Below are 26,410 nucleotides of genomic sequence, written 5' to 3'. Positions count from 1 at the left end.
CCGATATTGCAAGTATGAATGCACAAAAATCATCCCGTAGCCTCAGTGCTCCGGCGACGGCGCAGACTATTCCACGAGTAGAAAGCGTTAAACAGTACGACGCCCGCGGTCACGCAGAAGACGGCGCGAAAACCGTAGTTGGCGGAAATTGCCGCCCCCATTAACGGTCCCGTTACGTTACCGATATCGCGAAATGACTGGTTATAACTGAAAATACGCCCGGCGATCTGATTGGTTGAGTTATAGACCAGCAGCGTTTGTACTGCCGGGAGCAGAGCCCCATCAGCGGCCCCCAATAAAAAGCGCAGAACGGCAAGTTGCCAGGGCGATTGTACAAACGACATTGGAATAAGCAGCAGCACGGAGATGACCAGAGCAACAATCAGGATCTTCTCCGGGCCAATTCGGTCACCTAATTTGCCAAGTCGCGGGGCGCTAATTAACGCAGCCACGCCCGGTACGGAAGCAATCATCCCGCTGATAAAGGCGATGTTACTGACGTTGCCAGCCAACTCTCGAACGTACAGCGTCAGAATTGGCGCGATGGACCCGGTTGCCACCTGGATTATCAGCGTTGTGACAAACAGGCTCAGCACCAGTTTGGGATTTTTTAACGAGGCCACGACTTCGCGAATGTGCAGCATCTCTTTCTTGCTCACCGGTTGGAAACGTTCGCGAATAAAAAATAGCGTCAGGATAAAACAGACCAGCAGTACGCTGGCGGTGATGAAAAATACCGGGCGTAGTCCGTACTGATCCGCGAGCAGCCCGCCTGCCAACGGTCCGAGCAGTGCGCCGCTGACGCCGCCGGTGGAAAGCGTTCCCAGCGCCCAGCCGCTTTTATTGCGCGGAACCTGGGTGGCGATCAGCGCATTGGCGTTGGGAATGAAACCGCCGAGCAGACCCAACAGGGCGCGCAGGACCAGGAACTGCCAGATATTTTGCGCCAGCCCCATCAGCAGCATCACAATCGCCATACCCAATGCGGAACGCAGCAGCATGATTTTTCGCCCTTTGCGATCGGCAAGGCCACCCCAGAAAGGAGAGGCGATGGCGGAAAAGAGAAAAGTGATGCTGAAGACCAGACCTGACCACATATTCAGGGCGCTATGACCCGTGACGCCGAGGCTCTCGACATAGAGGGGCAAAAAGGGCATAACCAGGCTAAATGCTGCACCGGTTAAAAAACAACCCAACCAGGCAACGGTGAGATTGCGTTTCCAGTTTATGGGAGCATCTGAGGGTGACATAGCGTTCCGCAGTGTGGCGCGCTGTTTGCGCTATCGATTGAATATAAGCAAGCAGGCTAATTATGCGCCTGGTAGATAGTTGCTGCAATGCGGATAGCAGTTAAACCTAAAGCGGGCAGGGAAGGTGTTGCAGTCCGCAGGACTGCAACCGTGCTTTAGTACAGGGAAGGTGAACCTTCAGGACGCGTCTTGAAACGACGGTGTAGCCACATGTACTGCTCCGGGGCCATCATGATGCATTGCTCAACAATCTTATTCATCCACGATGCCGTAGTCTCCGCGTTGTCTAACGGCGGTGAACACTCCGGAGGCAGCATAATCAATTGATAACCTTTACCGTCAGGTTTGCGGCGGGGAACAAACGGTACCAGGCAGGCATTCGACATGCGTGAAAGCATCCAGGTCCCGGAGGTTGTTGCGGCCTGTTCAACAGCAAAAAGCGGGACAAATACGCTGGCGCGGGGACCATAGTCATGATCCGGCGCATACCAGACCACTTCGCCTTTTTTCAACGCTTTAATCATTCCTTTCAGGTCTTTACGATCGAGCATGGATTTATTAGAGCGCATACGACCCCAGGTTTGTAGCCAGTCGAGCAGTGGGTTGTCGTTAGGGCGATATACGCCTATCCCCGGCTCCTGCAAACCAAACTGACGCGCACCCAGTTCAAGGGTCAGAAAGTGCAGACCCACTAACAAAATTCCCCGTTTTTGCGCCTGAACGTCGCGGATATGTTCCATCCCGATAACTTCCGTCCAGCGTGAAATGCGCTTGTCAGACCAAAACCAGGCCATTCCGGTTTCCATCACGCCCATGCCCACGGACTCGAAGTTCTTGATGATCATCTGCTGGCGTTCCTGCTCGCTCATTTGCGGGAAGCACAGTTCCAGATTACGGGAAACAATTTTTGCCCGACGTTTCATCAAACGTAATGCCAGACGACCTAATGCGCAGCCCAACTTGTAAAGAATCGGGTAGGGTAACTGCACGATTAACCAAAGGATGCCAATGCCCAGCCAGGTTAACCAATAACGTGGATGCAGTAACGCAGCCGAAAACTTGGGTAAATTCGTCATGTCTATCCTGTCTTCAAACGACCAATTGCCTGTATTGTCGCATTTTTTCGCGCATATCAAAAATTTGTGACGGGAGAACGGTGATTAAACCAGCAATTGTTGTTGCACTTTTATATTGGAGTAAGAAATGTAGCGTAAAATGTGTGGATGTAAATTGGCGGTGTTTGCTTTATTATGCCGCCGATTTTCATTTTCTCCCTATTTGCAGGATACGTACACCATGCCAGTGTTACACAACCGCATTTCGAACGATGCGCTCAAAGCCAAAATGTTGGCTGAGACCGAGCCGCGCACGACGATCTCATTCTATAAATATTTCACCATCGCCAATCCTCAGCACACGCGTGATGCGCTGTACCAGATGTTCACTGCATTGAACGTCTTCGGGCGCGTTTATCTTGCCCATGAAGGAATCAATGCGCAAATCAGCGTACCGCAAAGCAACGTCGAGGCATTCCGCCAGCAGCTTTATGCGTTTGATCCCGCATTCGCCGGGTTACGTCTGAATATCGCGCTGGATGATGATGGTAAATCGTTCTGGGTGCTGCGCATGAAAGTGCGTGAACGCATCGTGGCGGATGGCATTGATGATCCGCAATTTGACGCCAGCAACGTAGGTGATTACCTGAAGGCGGCGGAAGTAAACGCCATGCTGGACGATCCTGACGCGGTATTCATTGATATGCGCAACCACTATGAATATGAAGTGGGCCATTTCGAGAATGCGCTAGAAATCCCGGCAGACACGTTCCGCGACCAGTTACCGAAAGCCGTTGAAATGATGCAGGCGCATAAAGATAAAAAAATCGTTATGTATTGCACGGGCGGGATCCGTTGTGAGAAAGCCAGCGCCTGGATGAAACACAACGGATTTAGCAAAGTCTGGCACATTGAGGGCGGTATTATTGAATATGCCCGCAAGGCACGTGAACAGGGGCTTCCTGTACGTTTTGTCGGTAAAAACTTCGTTTTTGATGAGCGTATGGGCGAAAGGATTTCTGAAGATGTTATTGCGCATTGTCATCAGTGCGGAACGGCGTGCGACAGCCATACTAATTGCAAAAATGATGGCTGCCATCTGTTGTTTATCCAGTGTCCGGCCTGCGCGCAGAAGTATAACGGCTGCTGTAGCGAATTGTGTAGCGAAGAGAGTAAGTTGCCGGAAGAAGAGCAACGTCGTCTTCGCGCCGGACGTGAAAATGGCAACAAAATCTTTAATAAGTCACGCGGTCGCCTGAATACCAAACTGGGTATTCCGGACCCTGCGCAATAGTCATCATGCCGGATGGCGGCTTTAGCCCCATCCGGCAACTCATACGTTACTTCTGTTGGACGCCTTCCACTGAGATGATCAGATCGACTTCCTGAGACGCCGGGCCGAGATCGGTGGTGATGTTGAAGTCCTTCAGCTTAATTTTACCTTCTGCTTCAAAACCCGCACGCGTGCCACCCCACGGATCGCCGCCCTGACCGATCAGCTTCGCATCCAGCGTAACCGGTTTGGTGACGCCGTTCAGGGTGAGATTACCGGTGATATCCAGGTCGTTCCCCTCTTTCTTCACGCTGGTAGAGCTAAAGGTCGCCTGCGGGAATTTGGCCACGTTAAGGAAATCTGCGCTGCGCAGGTGCTTGTCGCGTTCGGCGTGATTGGTGTCAACGCTGTTGGTTTTGATGGTGACGTTAACCTTATCGGCTGCGGGATTTTTCTCATCAAAGGTAAAAGTCCCGTCGAAATCTTTAAATGTGCCGTACAGCCAGCTGTAACCCAGGTGCTGAATACGGAAATTAACAAAGGCATGCTGTCCTTCTTTGTCAATTTTGTAATCTGCCGCCACGGCTGACCCGGTGGTGAATAACAGAGAGGCGAGTGTAAGTCCCAGCAGGTTTTTTTTCATTTTAAGCTCCATAGTCAGATGACGATTTTCCCAACATGCGATTCAGGGTATCGTCGTTATCGATAAAGTGATGTTTCAGGGCCATCAGTCCGTGCAGAAGCGATAAAACCACCACAGTCCACGCAAGCCACAGGTGCAGACTACCGGCGAGGTCGGCCTGAGCGCCCGCATTGGCAAGGGTGGCAGGAATGTCGAACCAACCAAATACGCTTATCGCTTTGCCATCAGCGGTGGAAATCAAATACCCGCTGATGACAATAGAAAAGAGCAATGTGTATAGCGCGAGGTGACCCAGTGCCGCCGCGATGCGGGTGAAACGGGAATAACTTGCCAGCGCAGGAGGAGGAGGGGAGATCAACCGCCAGACGACGCGGATAACCAGCCCCATCATAAGCACAACGCCGATGCTTTTATGCAGTTCAGGGGCCTGGTGATACCAGCCGTCGTAATAGCTGAGCGTGACCATCCACAATCCCAGCGCAAACATGCCATATACAGCAATCGCAATCAGCCAGTGCAAAGCGGCAGACACCACGCCATAGCGTTGTGGAGTATTATTGAATTGCATAAGTGCACCGTTAGATATTTCAGAAGTGAATGAAAATGGCGCGTAAAAGACATTAATGCAACTAATAAATAACAATAATGGTGATATTTGTTTCTGATTCAATAAAATTGATTGAATTATGAAGTAATCATCAAGGAATTAGTGGGGGGGATGATGTGAAGCCTTGGTTTGTGGGTGTTTAAGGTTTTTTTCTTGTTCAGTTAATTGCAATGAAAATTAAGTTAATATCAGTTTATGTCAATTAGTGTCAGTGTTGCGGATTCAGAAAAACATAATATATATCACATCCATAATTGCCAGCAGCGACCATAAAATAATGTAGAGCATAAGATGCTCGCGAATATTATTAACCAGATAGTGAAAGATGCGGCGCATCAACGTTATTCCTGTCATTAAAAATGGCCTCACCAACGAGGCCATTCATTTATTATCGCTTAAAACGATTTAGCCTGAAGGGCGTCAGGTCAAAGTCAGACGATTTGTCCTGGGCGAAGTCTGCCGCAATCTCTCCGAGGACGGAGGCAAACTTAAAGCCATGTCCGCTCAGCCCGGTGATGATCAGCGTGTTGTCATGCTCCGGTAGAGTATCAATAATAAAGTCTTCATCTGGTGAGTTATCATAGGTGCAGGACGCACCGTGCAGACAGCAGCCCACGCCTGGCAGAATTGTGCGCAGGAATGGGAAGGCTTCAGAACCATCGCTGGCTACAGCGGCAAACGGCTTGCGCTCTTCTGCCGAATGAATTACCTGTCCGCCATTGTGTTTACCAATTTTTAGCTCGTCGTTTTCTGCCGGGAAACCGTAGAATTGATCGCCATTTGGTAGCTCTCCGGTGAAGGCAGGGAAGTTATTCTTAACGCTGTAACGCCCATCGGCTTGATACCAGGCGAACACTTTGCGTACCGGTTGTATCGGTAGTTCTGGGACTAATGCCTGTACCCAGGTTCCGGCGCTGATCACCGCTTTTTGTGCGTGATAGTCACCATCGGCGGTTTCTACCGTGACGCCATCATCACTATGACGAATTGCGCTGACCGGGCATTTAAATAGCTGCGCACAGCCTGCTTCTTCCGCCAGACGGATCCAGGTTTTAATCGCTAACTCACTACGTAAAAAACCAGACTCCGCTTCAAACAAACCGATATAGTTTTCAGGTACGCGAATCTCTGGCCAGCGCGCCATAATGGCTGCTGCATCCAGTTGTTCAACATTGAGTTGCCACTGTTTTGCGCTTTGCGCTGCGGTCGCTAAGAAGGTTGAATCTGCCGGACCAAGGTTGATGACACCAGAGCGCACAAAAATCGGCTCTTCATTTTGGGTGGATAATTCATCCCATAATGTTTGCGCACGCAGCACCAGCGGAACATATTTTTCACCTTCGCCATAGGCATGACGAATTAATCTAGTGTCGCCGTGGTGGCTTCCCTGCTGATGCGGTGGCATATGCGCATCGATCATCAGAACCTTCAGACCGGCGCGAGTGGCATAGTATCCGGCTGCGGCGCCCACGGAACCGCTGCCAATTATGATTAAGTCGTATTTCATCCGCTTCTCTCTGCAATCGCGATAGTAGCAGGGTAAATAAGTGACCCGGAATATTCAACCTGGAAATAAGAAAGGCACCGGAAAGGTGCCTTTTGATGGTTGGATGTATCAGATTTAATGTCGCTGATACTCATTTACCTGGTAATCGCCGGATTCAATTTTAGCGATTCCTGCTTCTAATATCGAAATAAATTGCCTGGCAACATCAGTGGTTAACCAGAGCGTTTGACCAACTTCAGTCCCATCCGGGTCTGGACGATTCGGGGTCTGGTAGTGCAAACGCAGCATCAGCGCATCGTAGCTATCAACAGTGCTGATGTCCCATCCTACTAACGGATGAGTCTGAATGACTTCATTATTCTTTTCCATCATGCCCCCTAATTCGTGTTACTAGACAACGGTTTTCGAGGTTCAATGCGTTTTTTCTGAAGCAACTTCAGTATATCAATAAATAAGGGTATTCATTGAAAATTTAAAGAGGTAAGCACATAAAATTTTCGTTTTCAGCGTTATCTGACTAACAAACCGACATGTTATTCATTTTTTTTAAGCATGTTGCACAATTATTTTGGTGTTGTGGTTAAAAGATAGACAGGAATTTATTATTAAAATATCAGTTTGCCAGAAGGAATGAACTATTGATTAAAAGATGGTGTGTATAAAAAAGCCGGGGCGACCCGGCAAACAAACATCACTGCATATCATTATTTATTCATTGATGAACCAGTCATCCGCGCTTTCCCAGGTCTCCTGGAGGATCTCGCTGATGCGTTCTTTATCCTCTTTGGTGGCACCAATAACCGACAGATTGTTTGCGCCGGCATAACGGACGGTAACGTTACCTTCGTTATCCGGAAAATGGTGCTGAATACGGCGGGAGAGTTCACCTGCCAGCGCGTCAATTGCACCAGCAGGTAAAGGTGAAGTTTTGGCAATAGTGACTTCAATACGCATAGTAGCCCCCTGTGGAATATACTGTTTATTTATACAGTTATTCTCGCCAGTTGGCTACACTTTTTTTAGCTTTTCACGGACCAGTGTACCGTTTCGCCACCCAGGAAAGGCACCAGCGTATCATCTTGCAGCGCAATGCTCTCCGGGACTTTGTGCTCCACGCGTTCCAGCTCAATAAAGGTTTCATTTACCGGCAAACCGTAGAACTGTGGGCCATTGAGTGAGCAGAAGGCTTCAAAATGGTCCAGTGCATTCATCTCTTCAAACACGGTGGCATAACTGCCCAGTGCGGTCGGCGCATTAAAGCAGCCCGCACAGCCACAGCTTGACTCTTTGCGATGACGCGCATGCGGCGCTGAGTCGGTACCGAGGAAGGCGCGGTTAAACCCGCTGGCGACTAGCTCACGCAGCGCCTGTTGATGGACGTTACGTTTGAGGATCGGCAGGCAGTACAGATGAGGGCGAATCCCGCCGACCAGCATGTGGTTGCGGTTAAACATCAGGTGCTGTGGCGTAATGGTCGCCGCCAGAAGGTCGTTGCCGTCGCGCACGTATTCGGCAGCATCTTTAGTCGTGATATGTTCGAACACCACTTTCAGCGCAGTTAAACGCTGACGCAGTGGTTCCATTACCGTCTCAATAAAGCGCGCCTCACGATCGAAAATATCGATATCCGCATGCGTCACTTCGCCGTGCACCAGCAGAGGCATACCCAATTTTTCCATCCGTTCCAGCACTGGCATGATGGCATCAATAGAGGTTACGCCATGCGTCGAGTTGGTGGTGGCATTGGCCGGATAGAGTTTTGCGGCGGTGAACACGCCTTCGTTGAATCCACGTTCCAGCTCATTGGGATCCAGCGTATCCGTTAAGTAGCAGGTCATTAATGGCGTGAAGTCGTGTCCGGCAGGAACCGCGTCAAGAATTCGCTGGCGGTAAGCGATAGCCGCGTCCACCGTGGTGACGGGCGGAGCCAGGTTCGGCATGACAATGGCGCGGCCATAAACTTCGCTGGTATAGGGCACGACAGTTTTTAACATGTCGCCATCGCGAAAGTGAAGATGCCAGTCGTCTGGGCGGCGGATCTTTAAAACCTGGGATGGTGCAGTCATCAATATGCTCCGGCTGAGGATAGTCTTTTTTGCCGGAAACAAAGGATAAGCGGAAACGTTTTCGTTTGCACGAAAAAAAAGGGCGCATCGGCGCCCTCTGTCATATTAGTCGGTGAACGGGATAATGATTTCTCCCGGTTTCACCTCAATGCCTTTCGCCAGTTTTTTCGCCAGCGCTTCCCCCTGGCTGCTGTCATCCCGCAGAATGTATGCCGGCTGCTGGTTGAAATAGTTGCGCAGCGACTGATTTAAATAAGGCATCAGCGTTTGCAGTACCGACTGCATTTTTTCCGGCGTGACGGTAGCGTCCACGACTTCCATTTCTTGCAGATAAATCGCGCCTTTTTCTTTATTGAAAACCGGTAAGGCTTTTAGCTTCAACTTCATGGTCGCTTTCTGACTGCCAAACAGGGAGTTCATGTCCAGGTTGGCGTCTCCGGTCAGCGTCACTTTATTGGGTTCTTCACGGCCTATCTGGCTGGCGAGGTTGTTCAGTACGATATGTGCTTCAGCGACGCCAGGCAAACCGATATCTTTAGAAAAGTTATTATTCTTCGCCAGGGCCTGATTAATCTCTTGCTCGCTAACCGTGTATTGCGTGAGTTGATTACAACCAACCAACAGGCCGCTGACAATTAGTGCAGCGGCAAAAAAAAACTTTTTCATGGGGTTCCTCAACATGATGCTTGTGGTGTAATCGTGACACAAAGCATCATCGAGCACCAGCGCTGCGGGTAACAGCAGAAAAAACTGAAAAATGCGCGTACACCAGATTGGCTATCAGGCGTCAGGCTCCAGCATACCACGCGTTGGGCGTTTGAGACTGAATTGCCAGCCCAGCGCCAGGAAAGTGATGAAGCCGATAATACCGAGCATCATCCAGGGCAGCTCCGGTTGTGCCAGGGCTTTACCCATGTCAAACAGCCAGCCGCCGCCGATATAACCAATGGCGCCGCCGATGGCGAGTCCCAGTCGACTGAAACCCATATAGCTTCCCCGTGCCCTTGCATTCGCCAGCGAGGCGCTCAGGGTTTCACGCGCCGGTTCGGCGATGATTGAGCCAATATAGAACGTGCAAATCAGGGTGAACAACTGCTGTAAATTCCCGACCAGGCCGATGGGCATCATGCTTAAAGACATCACCAGCAGACCGGCCATCAGGCGATGCTCAAGGCGAAAGCGTTTTTCACTCCAGCGGGCAATCGGGTAGAGCAACGTTAAAGAGAGGCACGCCTCGATGGCATACATCCATTTCACAGCGGCCGGTGAGCCAGCGATGTCGTTTACCATTATTGGCAGCATCAGCATCACTTGTACCGCCAGCATGTAATAGCCCGCCAGCGTCAGCACATAAGTGACAAAGTGCTTGTCATGCATCACGTGCCTCATTCCTTCGCGCACCGGAATTTTCACCGTTGACAGTTTCCATGCCGGAAGTAGCCAGGCGTTAAACGCCGCGCACAGAACGAACAAAATTGCGCCGGTGGCACACACCAGACGGAAATCGTATTGCAATAACCAACTGCCGAGCAACGCGCCAACCACTGCCCCGGCGCTATCCTGCATCATCAGAATAGAGAAAAAACGCCCGCGCTTTTCCGGACGGATCAGTTTGACCACCAGCGCCGAGCGGGGAGGGTCGAACAGCGTGCCGCCCAGCCCGGAAAGAAAGCAGGAAAACCATAGCAGCCACGGTTCATGGGCAATGCCCATAGTGGCGAATCCGGCAGCGCGCATCAGCATGCCGGTGACGATCATCGGTTTTGCCCCGAAACGGTCAGCAATAGCACCGCCGAAGATACCTAAACCTTGCTGGATAAATTGACGTAATCCAAGCGCGATACCGACCATCACGGCGGCCCAGCCCATTTGATCGACGAAACGAATTGAGATCAGCGGGAAAACGACGAAGAAACCCAGCACGACCAGCATGTTATCGATAAGAAGGAAGTATTTACCCAGGTTCCTTGCCTGCGAGACTTGCGACATTTCCCCTCCAGGGAAAAACTCGTCACTCTGCATAGAGTTTAAAAGATAAGCACCTCCTATTCTGCGGTGTCGTCATCGCTTTTCCCACCCTTCGCGGGACAATATTTTTTTATCAAAAGTCCGTCTTGATAGAGAGTTTTCATCAAAATGTGTGAATAATTCAAAAAATGGCATTTTGCTCTTTTCACAGGGCGTATTTGCGCAGGTATAGTAATGCGAATAGCGTATTGAAGACGTTACGGGAAGGAGTAGGTATAGAATGTTTGGCTATCGCAGTAACGTGCCAAAAGTGCGCTTAACCACGGACCGCCTGGTCGTGCGTTTAGTGCATGAGCGTGATGCCTGGCGTCTGGCAGATTATTACGCAGAAAATCGTCATTTCTTAAAACCCTGGGAACCTATTCGCGATGAAAGCCACTGTTATCCGTCAGGCTGGCAGGCGCGTCTGAGCATGATCTCTGAGTTTCATAAACAGGGCACCGCTTATTACTTTGCGCTGCTCGATCCGGAAGAAAAAGAGATTATTGGCGTCGCGAACTTCTCGAACGTCGTGCGGGGATCTTTCCACGCCTGTTATCTCGGTTACTCCATTGCACAGAAGTGGCAGGGGCAGGGGCTGATGTATGAAGCCTTAACCTCGGCCATCCGCTATATGCAGCGCACGCAGCATATTCACCGCATTATGGCTAACTACATGCCACATAATAAACGCAGTGGTGACCTGCTGGCGCGACTGGGTTTTGAAAAAGAAGGGTATGCCAAAGACTACCTGCTGATTGACGGGCAGTGGCGCGATCACGTGCTGACGGCGTTGACCACATCAGAATGGACCCCCGGCCGCTAAGTTTCAGATGCAGCCATGATTAATGGAGAAGACGATGAAATACGAATTAACCGCCACCGAAGCACGGGTGATTGGCTGTTTATTAGAAAAACAAGTGACTACGCCTGAACAGTATCCGCTCTCCGTTAACGGAGTCGTAACCGCCTGCAATCAAAAAACGAATCGTGAACCCGTGATGAACCTGTCGGAATCCGACGTGCAGGATCAGCTTGATAACCTGGTGAAACGGCATTTCCTGCGTACGGTGAGTGGCTTTGGTAATCGCGTCACGAAATATGAGCAGCGTTTCTGCAACTCTGAGTTTGGTAATCTTAAGCTCAGCGCGGGGGAAGTCGCGCTCATTACCACGCTGTTGCTGCGCGGCGCTCAAACACCAGGTGAGCTACGTAGCCGCGCTTCCCGGATGTACGAATTCAGCGACATGGCCGAAGTAGAGTCGACACTGGAGAAACTTGCAACCCGGGAAGATGGTCCTTATGTCGTTCGCCTGGCGCGTGAGCCGGGCAAACGTGAAAGCCGTTATATGCACCTGTTTTGCGGTGACGTTGATGAAGCGATGGCCACCACAGATGAACTTCCGGCAGCTTCGGGCGATCTACAGGCGCGCGTTGACGCGCTGGAAACAGACGTCGCGGAGCTTAAGCAGCGGCTTGATTCCTTGCTGGCGCACCTGGGAGACTAATGTGAATAAATTACGTATCGGCGTTGTCGGGCTCGGCGGGATTGCGCAAAAGGCCTGGCTGCCCGTGCTGGGCGCTAGTGCAGACTGGACACTGGAAGGGGCATTTTCACCTTCGCGGGAAAAAGCGCAGCGTATCTGTGATACCTGGCGGATACCCTACGTTGATTCACTGGTTAATCTGGCGCAAACCTGCGATGCGGTTTTCGTCCATTCCAGTACCGCAACGCACTATGCGGTGGTCAGCGAACTGCTGAATGCCGGGGTTCACGTGTGCGTGGATAAACCGCTGGCGGAAAACCTGCACGAGGCTGAACAATTGGTGGACCTGGCCGAGAGGAAAAAGCTGACGCTGATGGTGGGGTTTAACCGTCGATTTGCGCCGCTGTATCAGGATCTCAAATCCCAGTTGGGCAATGCGGCGTCCGTACGCATGGATAAGCACCGGACGGACAGCGTCGGGCCGCACGATCTGCGCTTCACTCTACTGGACGACTATCTGCACGTAGTCGATACCGCATTGTGGCTGGCGGGAGAGAAAGCGCAGTTAAATCACGGTACGCTGTTAACCAATGAATCCGGCGCGATGCTCTATGCGGAGCACCATTTTTCTGCCGGGCAAATGCAGGTAACGACCAGTATGCACCGCCGCGCCGGTAGCCAGCGCGAGAGCGTGCAGGCGGTGACGGATGGTGGCCTGATTGACGTCACGGATATGCGGGAATGGCGGGAAGAGCGCGGGCAAGGAGTGGTGCACAAGCCGGTAGCAGGCTGGCAAACTACCCTGGAACAGCGTGGTTTTGCCGGATGCGCACGTCATTTCATTGAGTGCGTGCAAAATCAGACGGTTCCCCAGACGGCAGGTGAGCAGGCGCTCCTGGCCCAGCGCGTTGTCGAAAAGCTGTGGCGGGAGGCAATGGCTGAATAACCCCCTGTAACATCTGGCGGTAGTAATTCATTGTAATCCAGGTACTATATGCCAACTCAAAAATAACACCTCTTTTCAACCATAGGCTGGTTTGTCGGCCTGATAAGACGCTACGGCGTCGCCATCAGGCACAGCAAAAGTGCCGGATGGCGGCGATCATGCCTTATCCGACCTACGGGCAGGTTTGTCGGGGTTTTGCCTCAGAGTCTGGAATACAACATAGATGAATTTATTAAAGTCGCTGGCAGCCGTCAGCTCGATGACGATGTTTTCACGTGTGCTGGGTTTTGCGCGTGATGCGATTGTCGCCAGAATCTTTGGCGCAGGGATGGCGACTGATGCCTTTTTTGTGGCATTCAAACTTCCTAACCTGCTGCGCCGAATCTTTGCTGAGGGTGCTTTTTCGCAGGCGTTTGTGCCTATTCTTGCCGAATATAAAAGTAAGCAGGGGGAGGATGCGACCCGCGTCTTTGTCTCTTACGTTTCCGGGCTGTTGACTCTGGCGCTGGCCGTGGTGACGGTCGCCGGAATGCTGGCTGCCCCGTGGGTGATTTTAGTCACCGCGCCTGGGTTTGCCGACACAGCGGACAAATTTGCGCTGACCACTCAACTGCTACGGATCACCTTTCCGTATATTCTGCTGATCTCACTGGCTTCGCTGGTGGGTGCGATCCTGAATACCTGGAATCGCTTTTCCATTCCGGCGTTTGCGCCGACCTTTCTGAATATCAGCATGATCGGTTTCGCGCTGTTTGCTGCTCCTTATTTTCACCCTCCGGTGCTGGCGCTGGCGTGGGCCGTTACCGTTGGCGGCGTGCTACAGCTGATTTATCAGCTTCCGCACCTGAAGAAAATTGGCATGCTGGTGCTGCCGCGCGTGAACTTCCGTGATGCGGGGGCGATGCGCGTCGTCAAGCAAATGGGCCCGGCGATCCTTGGGGTATCTGTCAGCCAGATTTCACTGATCATCAATACGATTTTCGCTTCGTTTCTGGCCTCTGGCTCAGTGTCATGGATGTATTATGCTGACCGTCTGATGGAGTTTCCGTCTGGCGTACTTGGCGTCGCGTTGGGGACTATCCTGCTGCCCTCGCTGTCCAAAAGTTTTTCCAGCGGTAATCATGATGAGTATTGCCGTCTGATGGACTGGGGCCTGCGTTTGTGTTTTCTGTTGGCATTACCGAGCGCCGTGGCGTTGGGGATTCTGGCCAAACCGCTGACGGTTTCTCTGTTCCAGTACGGTAAATTTACCGCCTTTGACGCAGCGATGACGCAGCGCGCGCTGGTGGCATACTCGGTAGGTTTGATTGGCTTGATCGTGGTGAAAGTGTTGGCCCCTGGTTTTTATTCGCGCCAGGATATTAAAACGCCAGTCAAGATTGCCATTGTCACGCTGATTATGACCCAGGTAATGAACCTGGCATTTATTGGGCCGCTGAAACATGCCGGGCTGTCGCTGTCGATTGGTCTGGCGGCGTGTCTGAACGCTTCACTGCTGTACTGGCAACTGCGTAAACAGAAAATTTTTACCCCACAACCGGGTTGGGCCTGGTTCCTGGCGCGACTGGTGATTTCTGTGCTGGTGATGTCGGCGGCGCTGGTTGGGATGCTATACATCATGCCGGACTGGTCGCAGGGAACGATGTTATGGCGTCTGCTGCGTCTGATGGCCGTTGTGGTGGCCGGTATTGCTGCTTACTTCGCTGCGCTCGCGGTGCTGGGCTTTAAAGTGAAAGAGTTTGTGCGCCGGACGGCGTAACAGATTAATGCCGGATGGCGGCATGACGCCGTATCCGGCCTACAAAACGCGTAGGCCTGATAAGCAAAACGTTATCAGGCTAGCATCAGATAGAGAATTTTTTCCCGCCGCGGTGCGCAGCAGAGGTTTGACCGTTTGCGCCATACAGCGCCGGTTCCTGGTGCGGTTTCAGCACTTGAATCGCTTGTTGATTGCGCTCGATCTGCCCTTCCAGCAGCCAACCGTTGTGCTGGTTGAGTTCGCGTAGGTCCTGTGTTTTTCGGGTAATGGTCTGCCAACGCTCGGCAATTTCATCATTGGCGCTGCGCGTGGCGTCATGCTCCAGACGGCGCTGCTGCTCCAGATAATCAAGGGTTGCCAGCAAAGAGCTTTTTTCTTCTGTAATACGCTGTAGCTGGCTGCCGTTAATATATCCTGCGGAAAGCTGCTGCTGTTCAGCATCCATTACCGTTTTCAGGTCATTGAGGACGGTCGTCATCTGGTCAAGTATTTCTGACAAACGAGTCATACTTTATTTACTCTGTAAGTAGCTCTGCGCCTCGCGGATCAGCGAGTCGGCAATTTTTCCGGTGTCCATTTTCAGCTCTCCATTACGGATTGCGGTTTTGAGTGCTTCCACGCGTTCCATATTGATGTCATTGGTGCCGGGCTGCATCAGTTTAGCCTGGGCGTCGCTCAGCATGACGCTGGTGCTGGTGGTGGCGGTGGTTTTTTCCTTCCGCGTTTTTTGTACCGGCGCATCGCTGGTTTCACGTGGCTGAACGGTACTTACTGGCTTCAATGGTGAGGTACGATCAATGCTCATTTTGTTTATCCTCATCGAGGGGTTACGCTATAGCGGCCCGCTGTAATCATTGGTTGTTTATCTATCGGCACACGCTAAAAAATCTTTAACCTATTATAGGTTAATAAGAATATTCCCATCAGAATCGACGACACCGCTCACCACCTGGCCTGAAATCATCCGTACTCGGGCATTCTGGGCGACGGCGGCATTGTTCAGCGCCTTACCTTCGGCATTCACCCGAAAGCCATCTCCGTTGGCGATAACCAGGACGCGCTGACCGGCCTTGATTCGCCATGCCTGGCGCAACATGGAAAGCTGTATCGGCTGACCAGGGACCAGATCGCGCAGGCTTACGGCATCCTGCACCTGATTCATATCCAGCACGGCGCGCGGAGGGAGTTGGTCCAGTCGACCTCGTTTTAGCGTTACGCTGGCCGAAGTCAGGGCGCTACCCCGAGCGACGGGCGCGGCGGCAACAACGTAGTTTCCTGTGGCCTGCACGCTCACCTGCAGATAACGTTTCTCGTTGGCGCAGCGCGCCAGCACGTTCACATTACCCCACAATTTTGCACTCCCGGACACGCTTAATGCTGGTTGTTCGCAGCTCGGCAATAAGTTTGGCGACGTTCGGATAGTAACGACGACCTCATCGCTAAATCCGGCCAGACGCTGGGAGAACCATGCCGTCAACTGTGAATTCAGGTCTTGCGCCAGCGTCATAGGACTGAACAGCAGTGCTGCCACGACGACTCCACGTTTAAACGTTTGCATCAAAACCTCGCGCTTTTTCAGGTAGTGACAGGATTCTACCTGTGTGACGCAGTCATCAACGCAACAAATAGCGACGCATTTTGCGTTTATTCCAGCGATAACGCGCGCGTAATGGGATTTAAGCTGTCGGCTGAATTTTGTCATTTGCGGAGGAGATATGCTCGATAAGCTCGACGCCGCCTTACGTTTTCAACAGGAAGCGCTGAATTTGCGCGCCCAACGCCAGGAAGTATTGGCGGCCAACATAGCCAATGCCGACACGCCGGGGTATCAGGCGCGCGACCTGGATTTCGCCAGTGAATTAAAAAAAGTCATGGTGCGAGGACGGGAAGAAACCGGCGGTGTCTCGTTGACGCTGACCTCTGCACAACACATTCCGGCCCAGACCGTTTCCGCTCCTTCTACGGAACTGCTCTACCGCATTCCTGATCAGCCGTCTCTCGATGGCAACACGGTAGATATGGACCGGGAGCGTACGCAATTTGCAGACAACAGCCTCAAGTATCAAATGGGGCTGACCGCGTTGGGTGGACAAATCAAAGGCATGATGAACGTGCTGCAAGGAGGGAACTAATTCGTGGCGCTGTTAAATATTTTTGATATCGCAGGCTCTGCGCTGACGGCTCAGTCTAAGCGCCTGAACGTGGCGGCCAGCAACATGGCGAATGCGGATAGCGTCACCGGACCTGACGGTCAGCCCTATCGCGCGAAGCAGGTTGTTTTTCAGGTTGATGCCGCGCCAGGTGCGGCAACCGGTGGCGTAAAAGTCGCTGACGTCATTGAAAGCCAGGCGCCAGATAAGCTGGTTTATGAACCCGGTAATCCGCTGGCCGATGCGAATGGTTACGTAAAAATGCCGAATGTGGACGTCGTCGGCGAAATGGTCAACACCATGTCAGCCTCGCGTAGCTACCAGGCAAACGTCGAAGTGCTCAATACGGTGAAAAGCTTGATGCTCAAAACGCTGACGCTAGGCCAGTAAAAGGAGGCGCACATGTCTATTGCTGTAAAAATGAATGACCCGAGCACGACGGGTGTGAATGACGCAACGGGGAAGAGTTCGCTGACGGGCAGCAACGCCGCGGACCTGCAAAGCAGCTTCCTTACGCTGCTGGTGGCACAGCTGAAAAACCAGGATCCAACCAACCCGCTGCAAAACAACGAACTGACCACCCAGTTGGCGCAAATCAGTACCGTGAGCGGAATTGAGAAACTGAACACCACGCTGGGATCGATCTCCGGGCAGATCGACAACAGTCAGTCGCTGCAGGCCAGTACGCTGATTGGCCACGGTGTCATGATCCCAGGCACCACCATCCTGACCGGTAAAGGTACGGAAGAGGGCGCAAAAACCACCACCACGCCGTTTGGCGTTGAACTGCAGCAACCGGCAGATAAGGTTACCGCAACCATTACCGATAAAGACGGCAAGGTGGTACGCACCATTGATATTGGTGGGTTGAAAGCGGGCGTTCATACCTTTACCTGGGACGGCACCATGACCGATGGCACGGATGCGCCAAGCGGTTCTTACAACGTGTCAATTGCTGCCAGTAATGGCGGAACACAACTGGTGGCTCAGCCGCTTCAGTTTGCGCTGGTGCAGGGCGTTATTCGCAGCAACGGCGGTAATACGCTGGATCTGGGCACCTATGGAACCACCACCCTCGACGAAGTACGGCAGATCATTTAAGCCTTCACACTTATCAGGAGTAAGTCATGGCCTTTTCACAAGCGGTCAGCGGTCTGAACGCTGCAGCGACCAACCTCGATGTCATTGGTAACAACATCGCCAACTCCGCCACCTACGGTTTTAAATCCGGTACGGCCTCTTTTGCCGATATGTTCGCCGGTTCTAAAGTGGGTCTGGGCGTTAAAGTTGCGGGCATTACCCAGGACTTTACCGACGGTACCACGACCAACACTGGTCGCGGGCTGGATGTCGCTATCAGCCAGAACGGTTTTTTCCGCATGGTAGACAGCAACGGTTCCGTTTTCTACAGCCGTAACGGTCAGTTCAAGCTCGATGAAAACCGCAATATCGTCAACATGCAGGGGCTACAACTGACGGGCTATCCGGCTACCGGTACACCGCCAACGATACAGCAAGGTGCTAACCCGGCGCCGATCACTATCCCGAATACGCTGATGGCGGCTAAAACCACCACGACTGCGTCAATGCAGATCAACCTGAACTCCACTGACAAGGTGCCAACGAAGACCCCGTTTAATCCCAGCGATGCGGATTCCTACAACAAAAAAGGCTCAGTTACCGTTTTCGATAGCCAGGGTAACGCCCACGACATGAATATTTTTTATGTCAAAACAGGCCCGAACAAATGGGATGTCTACACCCAGGACTCCAGCGTTGCGGGTTCAGTTGCCAACAAGAATGCGGTGATGAACTTTAGTGCTAACGGTACGCTGACCTCAGTGAACAATTATGTTCCAGGGACTGTGCCAGTAGATCCAGCAGATCCGACTGGACCAAAAATCCCCGTTGAAGGCCCAGCTAATGCCCAACCGCAAATTCAGATAACGACCGGTACGATCAATGGCGCAGTTCCGGCGAACTTCTCCCTGAGCTTCCTCAATTCCATGCAGCAGAACACTGGCGCCAACAACATCGTTGCCACGAATCAGAACGGCTATAAGCCGGGCGACCTGGTGAGCTACCAGATTAACAATGACGGTACTGTGGTCGGTAACTACTCCAACGAACAGCAACAGGTTCTGGGGCAGATCGTGCTGGCAAACTTTGCCAACAACGAAGGTCTGGCTTCTCAGGGTGACAACGTCTGGGCAGCCACGCAGTCTTCCGGCGTGGCGCTGCTGGGTACTGCAGGCGAGGGTAACTTCGGCAAACTGACCAACGGCGCGCTGGAAGCATCAAACGTGGATTTGAGTAAAGAACTGGTGAATATGATCGTCGCCCAGCGCAACTATCAGTCGAACGCGCAGACCATCAAAACCCAGGACCAGATCCTCAACACGCTGGTCAACCTGCGCTAAGCGCCTGACGGGATGGCTTAATGGATCACGCAATTTATACCGCCATGGGCGCGGCCAGTCAGACGCTGAATCAACAAGCGGTGACGGCCAGCAACCTGGCAAACGCCTCAACGCCGGGTTTTCGTGCGCAGCTCAATGCGCTGCGCGCGGTTCCCGTTGAAGGATTGTCTTTACCGACGCGTACGCTGGTGGTGGCCTCCACGCCGGGGGCCGATATGACGCCGGGTCAGATGGACTATACCTCACGTCCGCTGGACGTGGCGCTGCAACAGGATGGCTGGTTGGCTGTGCAGACCGCGGACGGTAGCGAAGGATATACCCGAAATGGCGCCATTCAGGTAAGCCCTACGGGGGAACTGACCATTCAGGGACACCCGGTGATTGGCGAAGCCGGACCAATAGCCGTACCGGAAGGTTCAGAAGTCACCATTGCGGCAGACGGCACGATCTCGGCGCTCAACCCTGGCGATCCGGCTAACACCGTTGCGCCAGTTGGGCGACTGAAACTGGTGAAGGCCACGGGGAGTGAAGTGCAACGTGGCGATGACGGTATGTTCCGTCTGACTCAGGCCGCGCAGGCTACCCGTGGCGCTACGTTACAGGCCGACCCCAGCATTCGCGTTATGTCGGGTGTACTGGAAGGCAGTAACGTTAAGCCGGTAGCCGCGATGAGTGACATGATCGCCAACGCCCGTCGTTTCGAAATGCAAATGAAGATTATCAGTAGCGTGGATGATAACGCGGGTCGCGCCAACCAACTGCTGTCGATGAGTTAATACAGGACATTTTATGATCAGTTCATTGTGGATCGCCAAAACCGGCCTGGATGCGCAGCAAACCAACATGGATGTGATTGCCAACAACCTGGCAAACGTCAGCACCAACGGATTTAAGCGTCAACGTGCCGTTTTTGAAGATCTGTTGTACCAGACGATTCGCCAGCCTGGCGCCCAGTCTTCTGAACAAACCACACTACCGTCTGGTTTGCAGATTGGTACTGGTGTGCGCCCGGTCGCGACCGAGCGTTTACACAGCCAGGGGAATCTGTCGCAGACCAACAACAGTAAAGATGTGGCGATTAAAGGGCAGGGCTTTTTCCAGGTCATGCTGCCTGATGGCACGTCCGCCTACACCCGTGACGGTTCTTTCCAGGTGGATCAGAACGGTCAACTGGTGACTGCGGGTGGTTTTCAGGTTCAGCCGGCTATCACCATCCCGGCTAACTCGCTTAGTATCACCATTGGACGCGACGGTATCGTCAGCGTAACCCAGCAGGGCCAGGCAGCACCGGTTCAGGTTGGGCAGCTTAACCTGACTACTTTTATGAACGATACCGGTCTGGAAAGCATTGGTGAGAATCTGTACACCGAAACGCAGTCATCCGGTGCGCCGAATGAGAGCACTCCGGGGCTGAACGGCGCGGGTCTGCTGTACCAGGGTTATGTTGAAACCTCTAACGTCAACGTGGCGGAAGAGCTGGTTAACATGATCCAGGTTCAGCGCGCTTACGAAATCAACAGTAAAGCGGTATCGACCACCGATCAGATGCTGCAAAAACTGACGCAACTCTAAAGTGTGGCCCGGTGGGGTGAAAGCCTCACCGGCACACTGATTTTGAAGATGACCGCAATGCGAAAATACGCGCTTCACCCATACCCAATTTTAGCCCTGTTGGTAGTTTCACTGACAGGATGCGCCTGGATCCCGGCCACGCCCCTCGTGCAGGGCGCAACGTCTGCCCAGCCTGTTCCTGGCCCGACGCCAGTGGCGAATGGATCAATCTTCCAGTCGGCCCAACCGATTAACTACGGTTATCAGCCGCTATTCGAAGACCGCCGTCCGCGCAATATTGGCGATACGTTGACCATCGTATTGCAGGAAAACGTCAGCGCGAGCAAAAGTTCTTCGGCTAATGCAAGCCGTGACGGCAAGACCAACTTTGGTTTTGATACCGTACCGCGTTATTTGCAAGGACTGTTTGGCAATGAGCGTGCTGACGTAGAAGCTTCAGGCGGTAACTCCTTTAACGGTAAAGGCGGCGCGAACGCCAGAAATACCTTCAGCGGTACCCTGACCGTAACGGTCGATCAGGTACTGGTGAATGGCAACTTACATGTTGTGGGTGAAAAACAGATCGCCATTAATCAGGGCACTGAATTCATTCGCTTCTCCGGGGTCGTTAACCCGCGCACCATCAGTGGCAGCAACTCCGTACCGTCAACTCAGGTTGCGGACGCACGTATTGAGTATGTCGGCAACGGCTACATCAATGAAGCGCAGAATATGGGCTGGTTGCAGCGTTTCTTCCTTAACTTGTCGCCGATGTAAGCGAGGTAGCCAGTGTTTAAATCTTTAGTTGGAATGGTACTGGTGCTGATAACCACCTTTGCGCATGCCGACCGTATTCGTGACCTGACCAGCGTTCAGGGCGTGCGGGAAAACTCGTTGATCGGTTATGGGCTGGTGGTCGGTTTGGATGGCACGGGTGACCAGACTACCCAGACGCCGTTTACTACGCAAACGCTCAACAACATGCTTTCGCAGTTGGGAATTACCGTGCCAACCGGCACCAATATGCAACTGAAAAACGTGGCGGCGGTGATGGTGACCGCGCAATTCCCGGCCTTTGGTCGTCAGGGGCAAACCATTGACGTGGTGGTCTCTTCCATGGGGAACGCCAAAAGCCTGCGCGGCGGAACGTTGCTGATGACCCCGCTGAAAGGGGTCGATAGCCAGGTATATGCGCTGGCGCAGGGGAATATTCTGGTAGGCGGTGCAGGCGCGGCTGCGGGTGGCAGCAGCGTGCAGGTAAACCAGCTCAATGGCGGACGTATTACCAACGGCGCGACCATCGAACGTGAATTACCCAGCCAGTTCGGCGGCGGTAACACCATTAATCTGCAGCTCAATAATGAAGATTTCACTATGGCGCAGCAGATAACCGACACCATTAACCGTTCGCGCGGCTTTGGTAGCGCCACTGCGCTGGACGCCCGGACGATTCAGGTACGCGTGCCAAGCGGCAACAGTTCGCAGGTGCGTTTCCTTGCTGACATCCAGAATATGGAGGTGAATGTCACGCCGCAGGATGCGAAAGTGATTATCAACTCGCGCACCGGATCCGTTGTCATGAACCGTGAAGTCACGCTGGATAGCTGTGCCGTCGCGCAAGGCAACTTGTCGATAACGGTAAACCGCCAGGCGAACGTCAGCCAGCCGGATACACCGTTTGGCGGTGGACAGACCGTGGTGACACCTCAAACCCAGATCGATCTGCGCCAGAGCGGCGGTTCGCTGCAAAGCGTGCGTTCCAGCGCCAACCTGAACAATGTTGTGCGTGCGCTTAATGCGCTAGGGGCAACGCCGATGGATCTGATGTCCATTCTGCAATCGATGCAGAGCGCGGGATGCTTACGCGCCAAACTGGAAATCATCTAATGATTGGTGACAGCAAACTGCTGACCAGTGCCGCCTGGGATGCGCAATCACTGAACGAACTGAAAGCGAAAGCGGGTCAGGACCCGGCGGCGAATATCCGCCCGGTTGCCCGTCAGGTTGAAGGGATGTTCGTACAAATGATGCTGAAAAGTATGCGTGAAGCACTGCCGAAAGATGGTGTTTTTAGCAGTGATTCGACACGTTTGTATACCAGCATGTATGACCAACAAATTGCGCAGCAGATGACCGCAGGCAAAGGTCTGGGACTGGCTGAAATGATGGTTAAGCAGATGACCGAAGGGCAGGCACAACCTGCAGACGATGCGCCGCAGGTGCCAATGAAGTTCTCTCTGGAAACGGTGACCAGCTATCAAAACCAGGCGCTGACGCAACTGGTCCGTAAAGCCATTCCCCGGGCGACGGAAAGCAATGATGAGCCGCTGTCAGGTGACAGCAAAGACTTCCTCGCCCAGCTATCGCTGCCGGCTAAGCTGGCAAGTCAGCAAAGCGGGGTTCCGCATCATCTGATTCTGGCGCAGGCGGCGCTGGAGTCCGGATGGGGCCAGCGACAAATCCGCCGTGAGAACGGTGAACCGAGCTTTAACATTTTTGGCGTGAAGGCTTCGGGAAGCTGGAAAGGCCCAACCACCGAAATCACCACCACCGAATATGAAAACGGCGAGGCGAAAAAGGTGAAAGCCCGATTCCGCGTCTATAGCTCTTATCTTGAGGCACTGTCGGATTATGTCGGTCTGATATCGCGTAACCCGCGCTATGCGGCGGTAACCGCCGCTGCTACCGCCGAGCAGGGGGCACAGGCTTTGCAGAATGCCGGTTACGCGACTGACCCTAACTATGCGCGTAAATTAACCAGCATGATCCAGCAGTTGAAATCGATGAGCGAAAAAGTGAGCAAAACCTACAGTACGAATATCGATAATCTCTTTTAAATAGCTCAAGTCTACCAACCTGCTGCCGATAATAACGAGTATTGAAGGATTACAAGGAACCTCCATGTCCAGCTTGATTAATAACGCGATGAGTGGACTCGCCGCAGCGCAGGCCGCGTTGAATTCTGCCAGTAATAACATCTCCAGCTATAACGTTGCCGGATACACCCGTCAAACGACAATTATGGCGCAAGCGAACAGCACGCTGGGTGCGGGGGGCTGGGTTGGCAATGGCGTCTATGTTTCTGGCGTACAGCGCGAGTATGACTCCTTTATCACGAATCAGTTACGTGCCGCACAGAACCAAAGCAGCGGCCTGACAACGCGCTATGAACAAATGTCGAAAATCGACAATCTGCTCTCCAGCAAAACCAGTTCCATTTCGACCTCAATGCAGGACTTTTTTACCAGCCTGCAAACGCTTGTCAGTAACGCAGAAGACCCGGCGGCGCGCCAGGCGCTGATCGGTAAAGCTGATGGTTTAGTCAACCAGTTCAGAACAACCGACCAGTATCTGCGTGATCAAGACAAGCAGGTTAATACTGCGATCAAGGCCAGCGTTGACCAGATCAACAACTATTCAAAACAGATTGCCAGCCTCAACGATCAGATTTCCCGTCTGACCGGCGTCGGCGCGGGCGCATCGCCTAACGATTTACTCGACCAGCGCGACCAACTGGTCAGTGAACTGAACCAGATTGTCGGTGTTGAAGTCAGCGTTCAGGACGGCGGGACTTACAACATAACCATGGCGAACGGCTATTCACTGGTGCAGGGCAGCAATGCACGCCAGCTGGCGGCTGTGCCCTCCAGTGACGATCCCAATCGAACCACAGTGGCCTACGTCGACGGGGTTGCCGGCGAGGTTGAAATTCCCGAAAAACTGTTGAATACCGGTTCACTGGGCGGACTGTTGACCTTCCGTTCTCAAGAGCTTGACCAGACGCGTAATACGCTGGGCCAACTGGCGTTGGCGTTTGCCGATGCGTTTAACACCCAGCATAAAGAGGGTTTTGACGCGAACGGCGATCAGGGTAAGGATTTCTTTGCTATCGGTAGCCCGGCAGTATTCAACAACGCTAAAAATACAGGAACAGGATCGTTAAGCGCGAAGATTACCGACAGCTCTGCTGTACAGGCGACCGATTATAAAATCGTTTATGACGGGACGGACTGGCAGGTAACTCGCCTGGCGGATAATACCAGCTTCAAAGCTACCGTTACCAGTGGGAAGATGTCCTTTGACGGGATGGAAATCACCGTAAATGCTGGCGCAAAAGCAAATGACAGCTTCACAGTGAAACCTGTCAGTAACGCCGTTGTTGATATGAAAGTCATGGTGACCGATGAGTCGAAAATCGCCATGGCCCAGGTCTCAAAAAATGATCCGGACCCGGATATTGATAAGGGAAAAAGCGATAACCGTAACGGTCAGAAACTGCTGGATCTGCAGACCAAAGCTACCGTGGGTAATAAGACCTTCAACGATGCCTATGCCACGCTGGTAAGCGATGTCGGGAACAAAACCGCGACGCTGAAAACCAGCGCCATTACCCAGAACAACGTGGTAACGCAGCTTTATAAGCAGCAGCAGTCTATTTCCGGCGTCAACCTCGACGAAGAATACGGTAACTTACAGCGCTACCAACAGTATTACCTGGCTAACGCGCAAGTGCTGCAAACTGCAAATGCGCTGTTTGATGCACTGATTAATATTCGCTAAGGGAGAGGGACACAATGCGTATCAGCACCCAGATGATGTACCAGCAGAATATGCGTGGCATCACTAACTCTCAGGCTGAATGGATGAAGTTCGGCGAGCAGATGTCAACGGGCAAACGTGTGATCAACCCATCTGACGATCCGATCGCCGCCTCGCAGGCCGTGGTGCTTTCTCAAGCACAGGCGCAGAACAGCCAATATACGCTGGCGCGTTCATTTGCGACGCAAAAAGTATCGCTGGAAGAGAACGTACTGAGTCAGGTAACGACGGCAATTCAGACCGCGCAGGAAAAAATTGTCTATGCTGCGAATGGCACGTTAAGCGATGACGACCGTGCATCGCTGGCCACCGACCTGCAGGGGATCCGCGATCAACTGATGAACCTGGCGAACAGCACCGACGGTAATGGACGCTATATTTTTGGCGGATATAAAACAGAATCTGCACCATTTGCTCAGGCAGATGGCGCTTACAGTGGCGGTACAACAAATGTGACCCAGCAGGTCGATGCCTCCCGTACCATGGTGATTGGCCATACTGGCGATAAAGTATTTGTTAATCTGACCAGCAATGCCGTACCGGAACCTGGCGGCGGTACTCAGGAAAAGAACCTGTTCAAAATGCTGGATACCGCTATTGATGCGCTCAAAACCCCGATTGAGGGCAATGACGCGGCAAAAGCTACTGCCTCTGCAGCCATTGATAAAACCAGTCGTGGCCTGAAAAATTCATTGAATAACGTGCTTTCTGTTCGTGCAGAATTAGGGACTCAGCTCAGCGAGTTAAGTTCACTGGATTCACTGGGCGCCGATCGCGCATTGGGCCAGACTCAGCAGATGAGCAATCTGGTGGATGTTGACTGGAACGCAGCGATTTCGTCCTACGTGATGCAGCAGGCCGCACTGCAGGCATCGTACAAAACGTTTACCGATATGCAGGGAATGTCGCTATTTCAACTGAACCGATAACACCTTTTTGAACATATCATGAAACTGGATATGTTTGTCTGCCCGCTCCTTTAACACCCCGGAGCGGGCATTTTTTTAGGCCACTGTTATTTTCTCAGCGACAGATTCCCCGTTAGTCTTATTACCCGCGCAATTGCACCGCTAAAGATTGCCAGCGTAAC

Annotated in this window: 30 protein-coding genes; 16 read left to right on the top strand and 14 right to left on the bottom strand. The window is 52.6% G+C overall.

Features of this window, described 5'->3' with window-relative positions; all coding sequences use genetic code 11:
* Nucleotides 1–29: 29 nt before the first annotated feature.
* On the bottom strand, nt 30–1,250 hold the full coding sequence (gene mdtG / locus HV237_RS14990; protein ID WP_046274768.1) for a multidrug efflux MFS transporter MdtG: 1,221 nt from the start codon (nt 1,248–1,250) through the stop codon (nt 30–32).
* A gap of 155 nt (nt 1,251–1,405) precedes the next feature.
* Entirely contained in the window at nt 1,406–2,326 is a 921-nt protein-coding gene (locus tag HV237_RS14985) for a Kdo(2)-lipid IV(A) acyltransferase (RefSeq protein ID WP_047359341.1), read from the bottom strand.
* Between the two features lie 220 nt (nt 2,327–2,546).
* Here HV237_RS14985 and HV237_RS14980 point away from each other — a divergent pair, with 220 nt between their 5' ends.
* Nucleotides 2,547–3,599: a rhodanese-related sulfurtransferase gene (locus HV237_RS14980; RefSeq protein WP_016152613.1), complete on the top strand. Its 1,053-nt coding sequence runs from the start codon at nt 2,547–2,549 to the stop codon at nt 3,597–3,599.
* A gap of 46 nt (nt 3,600–3,645) precedes the next feature.
* Here the strand turns inward: HV237_RS14980 and HV237_RS14975 are convergent, their stop codons facing one another.
* The 9 genes from HV237_RS14975 to mdtH form a co-directional block, all read right to left on the bottom strand.
* Nucleotides 3,646–4,221 (bottom strand): YceI family protein, encoded by a 576-nt coding sequence (locus HV237_RS14975; protein ID WP_047359340.1) that lies wholly within the window; start codon nt 4,219–4,221, stop codon nt 3,646–3,648.
* Nucleotide 4,222: 1 nt separating this feature from the next.
* Nucleotides 4,223–4,789 (bottom strand): cytochrome b, encoded by a 567-nt coding sequence (locus HV237_RS14970; protein WP_016152615.1) that lies wholly within the window; start codon nt 4,787–4,789, stop codon nt 4,223–4,225.
* Nucleotides 4,790–5,050: 261 nt separating this feature from the next.
* Nucleotides 5,051–5,164: a YceO family protein gene (locus tag HV237_RS14965; protein ID WP_003036148.1), complete on the bottom strand. Its 114-nt coding sequence runs from the start codon at nt 5,162–5,164 to the stop codon at nt 5,051–5,053.
* Between the two features lie 52 nt (nt 5,165–5,216).
* Nucleotides 5,217–6,335 carry an N-methyl-L-tryptophan oxidase gene (gene solA / locus HV237_RS14960; protein ID WP_047359339.1) on the bottom strand — a complete coding sequence of 373 codons (1,119 nt, stop codon included), beginning with the start codon at nt 6,333–6,335 and terminating at the stop codon, nt 5,217–5,219.
* Nucleotides 6,336–6,449: 114 nt separating this feature from the next.
* Nucleotides 6,450–6,704 (bottom strand): biofilm formation regulator BssS, encoded by a 255-nt coding sequence (gene bssS, locus HV237_RS14955; RefSeq protein ID WP_003036154.1) that lies wholly within the window; start codon nt 6,702–6,704, stop codon nt 6,450–6,452.
* Nucleotides 6,705–7,043: 339 nt separating this feature from the next.
* Nucleotides 7,044–7,289 (bottom strand): DNA damage-inducible protein I, encoded by a 246-nt coding sequence (gene dinI / locus HV237_RS14950; RefSeq protein WP_003036157.1) that lies wholly within the window; start codon nt 7,287–7,289, stop codon nt 7,044–7,046.
* Nucleotides 7,290–7,354: 65 nt separating this feature from the next.
* Nucleotides 7,355–8,401, bottom strand: a complete 1,047-nt coding sequence (gene pyrC / locus HV237_RS14945) for a dihydroorotase (protein WP_047359338.1) — start codon at nt 8,399–8,401, stop codon at nt 7,355–7,357.
* 105 nt (nt 8,402–8,506) lie between these two features.
* Complete coding sequence (locus HV237_RS14940; RefSeq protein WP_016152618.1) at nt 8,507–9,067, bottom strand: lipoprotein; 561 nt, start codon at nt 9,065–9,067, stop codon at nt 8,507–8,509.
* 114 nt (nt 9,068–9,181) lie between these two features.
* The gene (gene mdtH / locus HV237_RS14935) at nt 9,182–10,390 is read right to left on the bottom strand and encodes a multidrug efflux MFS transporter MdtH (RefSeq protein ID WP_047359337.1); all 1,209 of its coding nucleotides are present in this window, start codon (nt 10,388–10,390) and stop codon (nt 9,182–9,184) included.
* Nucleotides 10,391–10,649: 259 nt separating this feature from the next.
* Here mdtH and rimJ point away from each other — a divergent pair, with 259 nt between their 5' ends.
* The 4 genes from rimJ to murJ all read left to right on the top strand — a co-directional run bounded on the left by rimJ (nt 10,650) and on the right by murJ (nt 14,600).
* Nucleotides 10,650–11,234, top strand: a complete 585-nt coding sequence (rimJ, locus tag HV237_RS14930; RefSeq protein WP_006685101.1) for a ribosomal protein S5-alanine N-acetyltransferase — start codon at nt 10,650–10,652, stop codon at nt 11,232–11,234.
* Between the two features lie 34 nt (nt 11,235–11,268).
* Nucleotides 11,269–11,916, top strand: a complete 648-nt coding sequence (locus HV237_RS14925) for a YceH family protein (RefSeq protein WP_047359336.1) — start codon at nt 11,269–11,271, stop codon at nt 11,914–11,916.
* A gap of 1 nt (nt 11,917) precedes the next feature.
* A complete protein-coding gene (locus tag HV237_RS14920) occupies nt 11,918–12,841 on the top strand; it encodes a Gfo/Idh/MocA family oxidoreductase (protein ID WP_047359335.1) in 924 nt (307 codons plus the stop codon).
* 223 nt (nt 12,842–13,064) lie between these two features.
* Nucleotides 13,065–14,600: a murein biosynthesis integral membrane protein MurJ gene (gene murJ / locus HV237_RS14915; RefSeq protein ID WP_016152622.1), complete on the top strand. Its 1,536-nt coding sequence runs from the start codon at nt 13,065–13,067 to the stop codon at nt 14,598–14,600.
* An 85-nt stretch (nt 14,601–14,685) separates the two neighbouring features.
* Here murJ and flgN read toward each other — a convergent pair whose 3' ends face one another.
* The 3 genes from flgN to flgA all read right to left on the bottom strand — a co-directional run bounded on the left by flgN (nt 14,686) and on the right by flgA (nt 16,158).
* Nucleotides 14,686–15,108 (bottom strand): flagella biosynthesis chaperone FlgN, encoded by a 423-nt coding sequence (gene flgN / locus HV237_RS14910; protein ID WP_016152623.1) that lies wholly within the window; start codon nt 15,106–15,108, stop codon nt 14,686–14,688.
* Between the two features lie 3 nt (nt 15,109–15,111).
* A complete protein-coding gene (flgM, locus tag HV237_RS14905) occupies nt 15,112–15,405 on the bottom strand; it encodes a flagellar biosynthesis anti-sigma factor FlgM (protein WP_016152624.1) in 294 nt (97 codons plus the stop codon).
* A 93-nt stretch (nt 15,406–15,498) separates the two neighbouring features.
* Nucleotides 15,499–16,158, bottom strand: coding sequence for a flagellar basal body P-ring formation chaperone FlgA (gene flgA / locus HV237_RS14900; protein WP_047359507.1), 660 nt, complete (start codon nt 16,156–16,158; stop codon nt 15,499–15,501).
* 157 nt (nt 16,159–16,315) lie between these two features.
* On the opposite strand from flgA, the gene flgB reads away from it, so the two are divergent.
* The 11 genes from flgB (at nt 16,316) to flgL (ending at nt 26,249) form a co-directional block, all read left to right on the top strand.
* Complete coding sequence (gene flgB, locus HV237_RS14895) at nt 16,316–16,732, top strand: flagellar basal body rod protein FlgB (RefSeq protein WP_016152626.1); 417 nt, start codon at nt 16,316–16,318, stop codon at nt 16,730–16,732.
* Nucleotides 16,733–16,735: 3 nt separating this feature from the next.
* Nucleotides 16,736–17,140: a flagellar basal body rod protein FlgC gene (gene flgC / locus HV237_RS14890; RefSeq protein ID WP_006685091.1), complete on the top strand. Its 405-nt coding sequence runs from the start codon at nt 16,736–16,738 to the stop codon at nt 17,138–17,140.
* A gap of 12 nt (nt 17,141–17,152) precedes the next feature.
* Nucleotides 17,153–17,851, top strand: a complete 699-nt coding sequence (gene flgD / locus HV237_RS14885) for a flagellar hook assembly protein FlgD (protein ID WP_016152627.1) — start codon at nt 17,153–17,155, stop codon at nt 17,849–17,851.
* A gap of 26 nt (nt 17,852–17,877) precedes the next feature.
* Nucleotides 17,878–19,170 (top strand): flagellar hook protein FlgE, encoded by a 1,293-nt coding sequence (gene flgE, locus HV237_RS14880; protein ID WP_046274760.1) that lies wholly within the window; start codon nt 17,878–17,880, stop codon nt 19,168–19,170.
* A gap of 20 nt (nt 19,171–19,190) precedes the next feature.
* Complete coding sequence (locus HV237_RS14875) at nt 19,191–19,946, top strand: flagellar basal body rod protein FlgF (protein ID WP_016156188.1); 756 nt, start codon at nt 19,191–19,193, stop codon at nt 19,944–19,946.
* A 13-nt stretch (nt 19,947–19,959) separates the two neighbouring features.
* Nucleotides 19,960–20,742: a flagellar basal-body rod protein FlgG gene (gene flgG / locus HV237_RS14870; protein WP_003036202.1), complete on the top strand. Its 783-nt coding sequence runs from the start codon at nt 19,960–19,962 to the stop codon at nt 20,740–20,742.
* Between the two features lie 57 nt (nt 20,743–20,799).
* Nucleotides 20,800–21,498 carry a flagellar basal body L-ring protein FlgH gene (locus HV237_RS14865; protein ID WP_046274759.1) on the top strand — a complete coding sequence of 233 codons (699 nt, stop codon included), beginning with the start codon at nt 20,800–20,802 and terminating at the stop codon, nt 21,496–21,498.
* A 33-nt stretch (nt 21,499–21,531) separates the two neighbouring features.
* Nucleotides 21,532–22,608, top strand: coding sequence for a flagellar basal body P-ring protein FlgI (locus HV237_RS14860; protein WP_019076467.1), 1,077 nt, complete (start codon nt 21,532–21,534; stop codon nt 22,606–22,608).
* Nucleotides 22,608–23,558, top strand: coding sequence for a flagellar assembly peptidoglycan hydrolase FlgJ (gene flgJ / locus HV237_RS14855; RefSeq protein WP_016152632.1), 951 nt, complete (start codon nt 22,608–22,610; stop codon nt 23,556–23,558). The genes HV237_RS14860 and flgJ overlap by 1 nt, the downstream gene beginning before the upstream one ends.
* Nucleotides 23,559–23,622: 64 nt before the next feature.
* Entirely contained in the window at nt 23,623–25,281 is a 1,659-nt protein-coding gene (flgK, locus tag HV237_RS14850; RefSeq protein WP_181541567.1) for a flagellar hook-associated protein FlgK, read from the top strand.
* Between the two features lie 14 nt (nt 25,282–25,295).
* Nucleotides 25,296–26,249, top strand: coding sequence for a flagellar hook-associated protein FlgL (gene flgL, locus HV237_RS14845; RefSeq protein ID WP_016152634.1), 954 nt, complete (start codon nt 25,296–25,298; stop codon nt 26,247–26,249).
* Nucleotides 26,250–26,410: the final 161 nt, after the last annotated feature.

Origin of the sequence: Citrobacter sp. RHBSTW-00570, from assembly GCF_013739755.1 — a bacterium.
GTDB lineage: Bacteria > Pseudomonadota > Gammaproteobacteria > Enterobacterales > Enterobacteriaceae > Citrobacter > Citrobacter braakii.
Note: the sequence above shows the minus strand (reverse complement) of the source record. Positions and strands in the feature narration are given on the sequence as shown.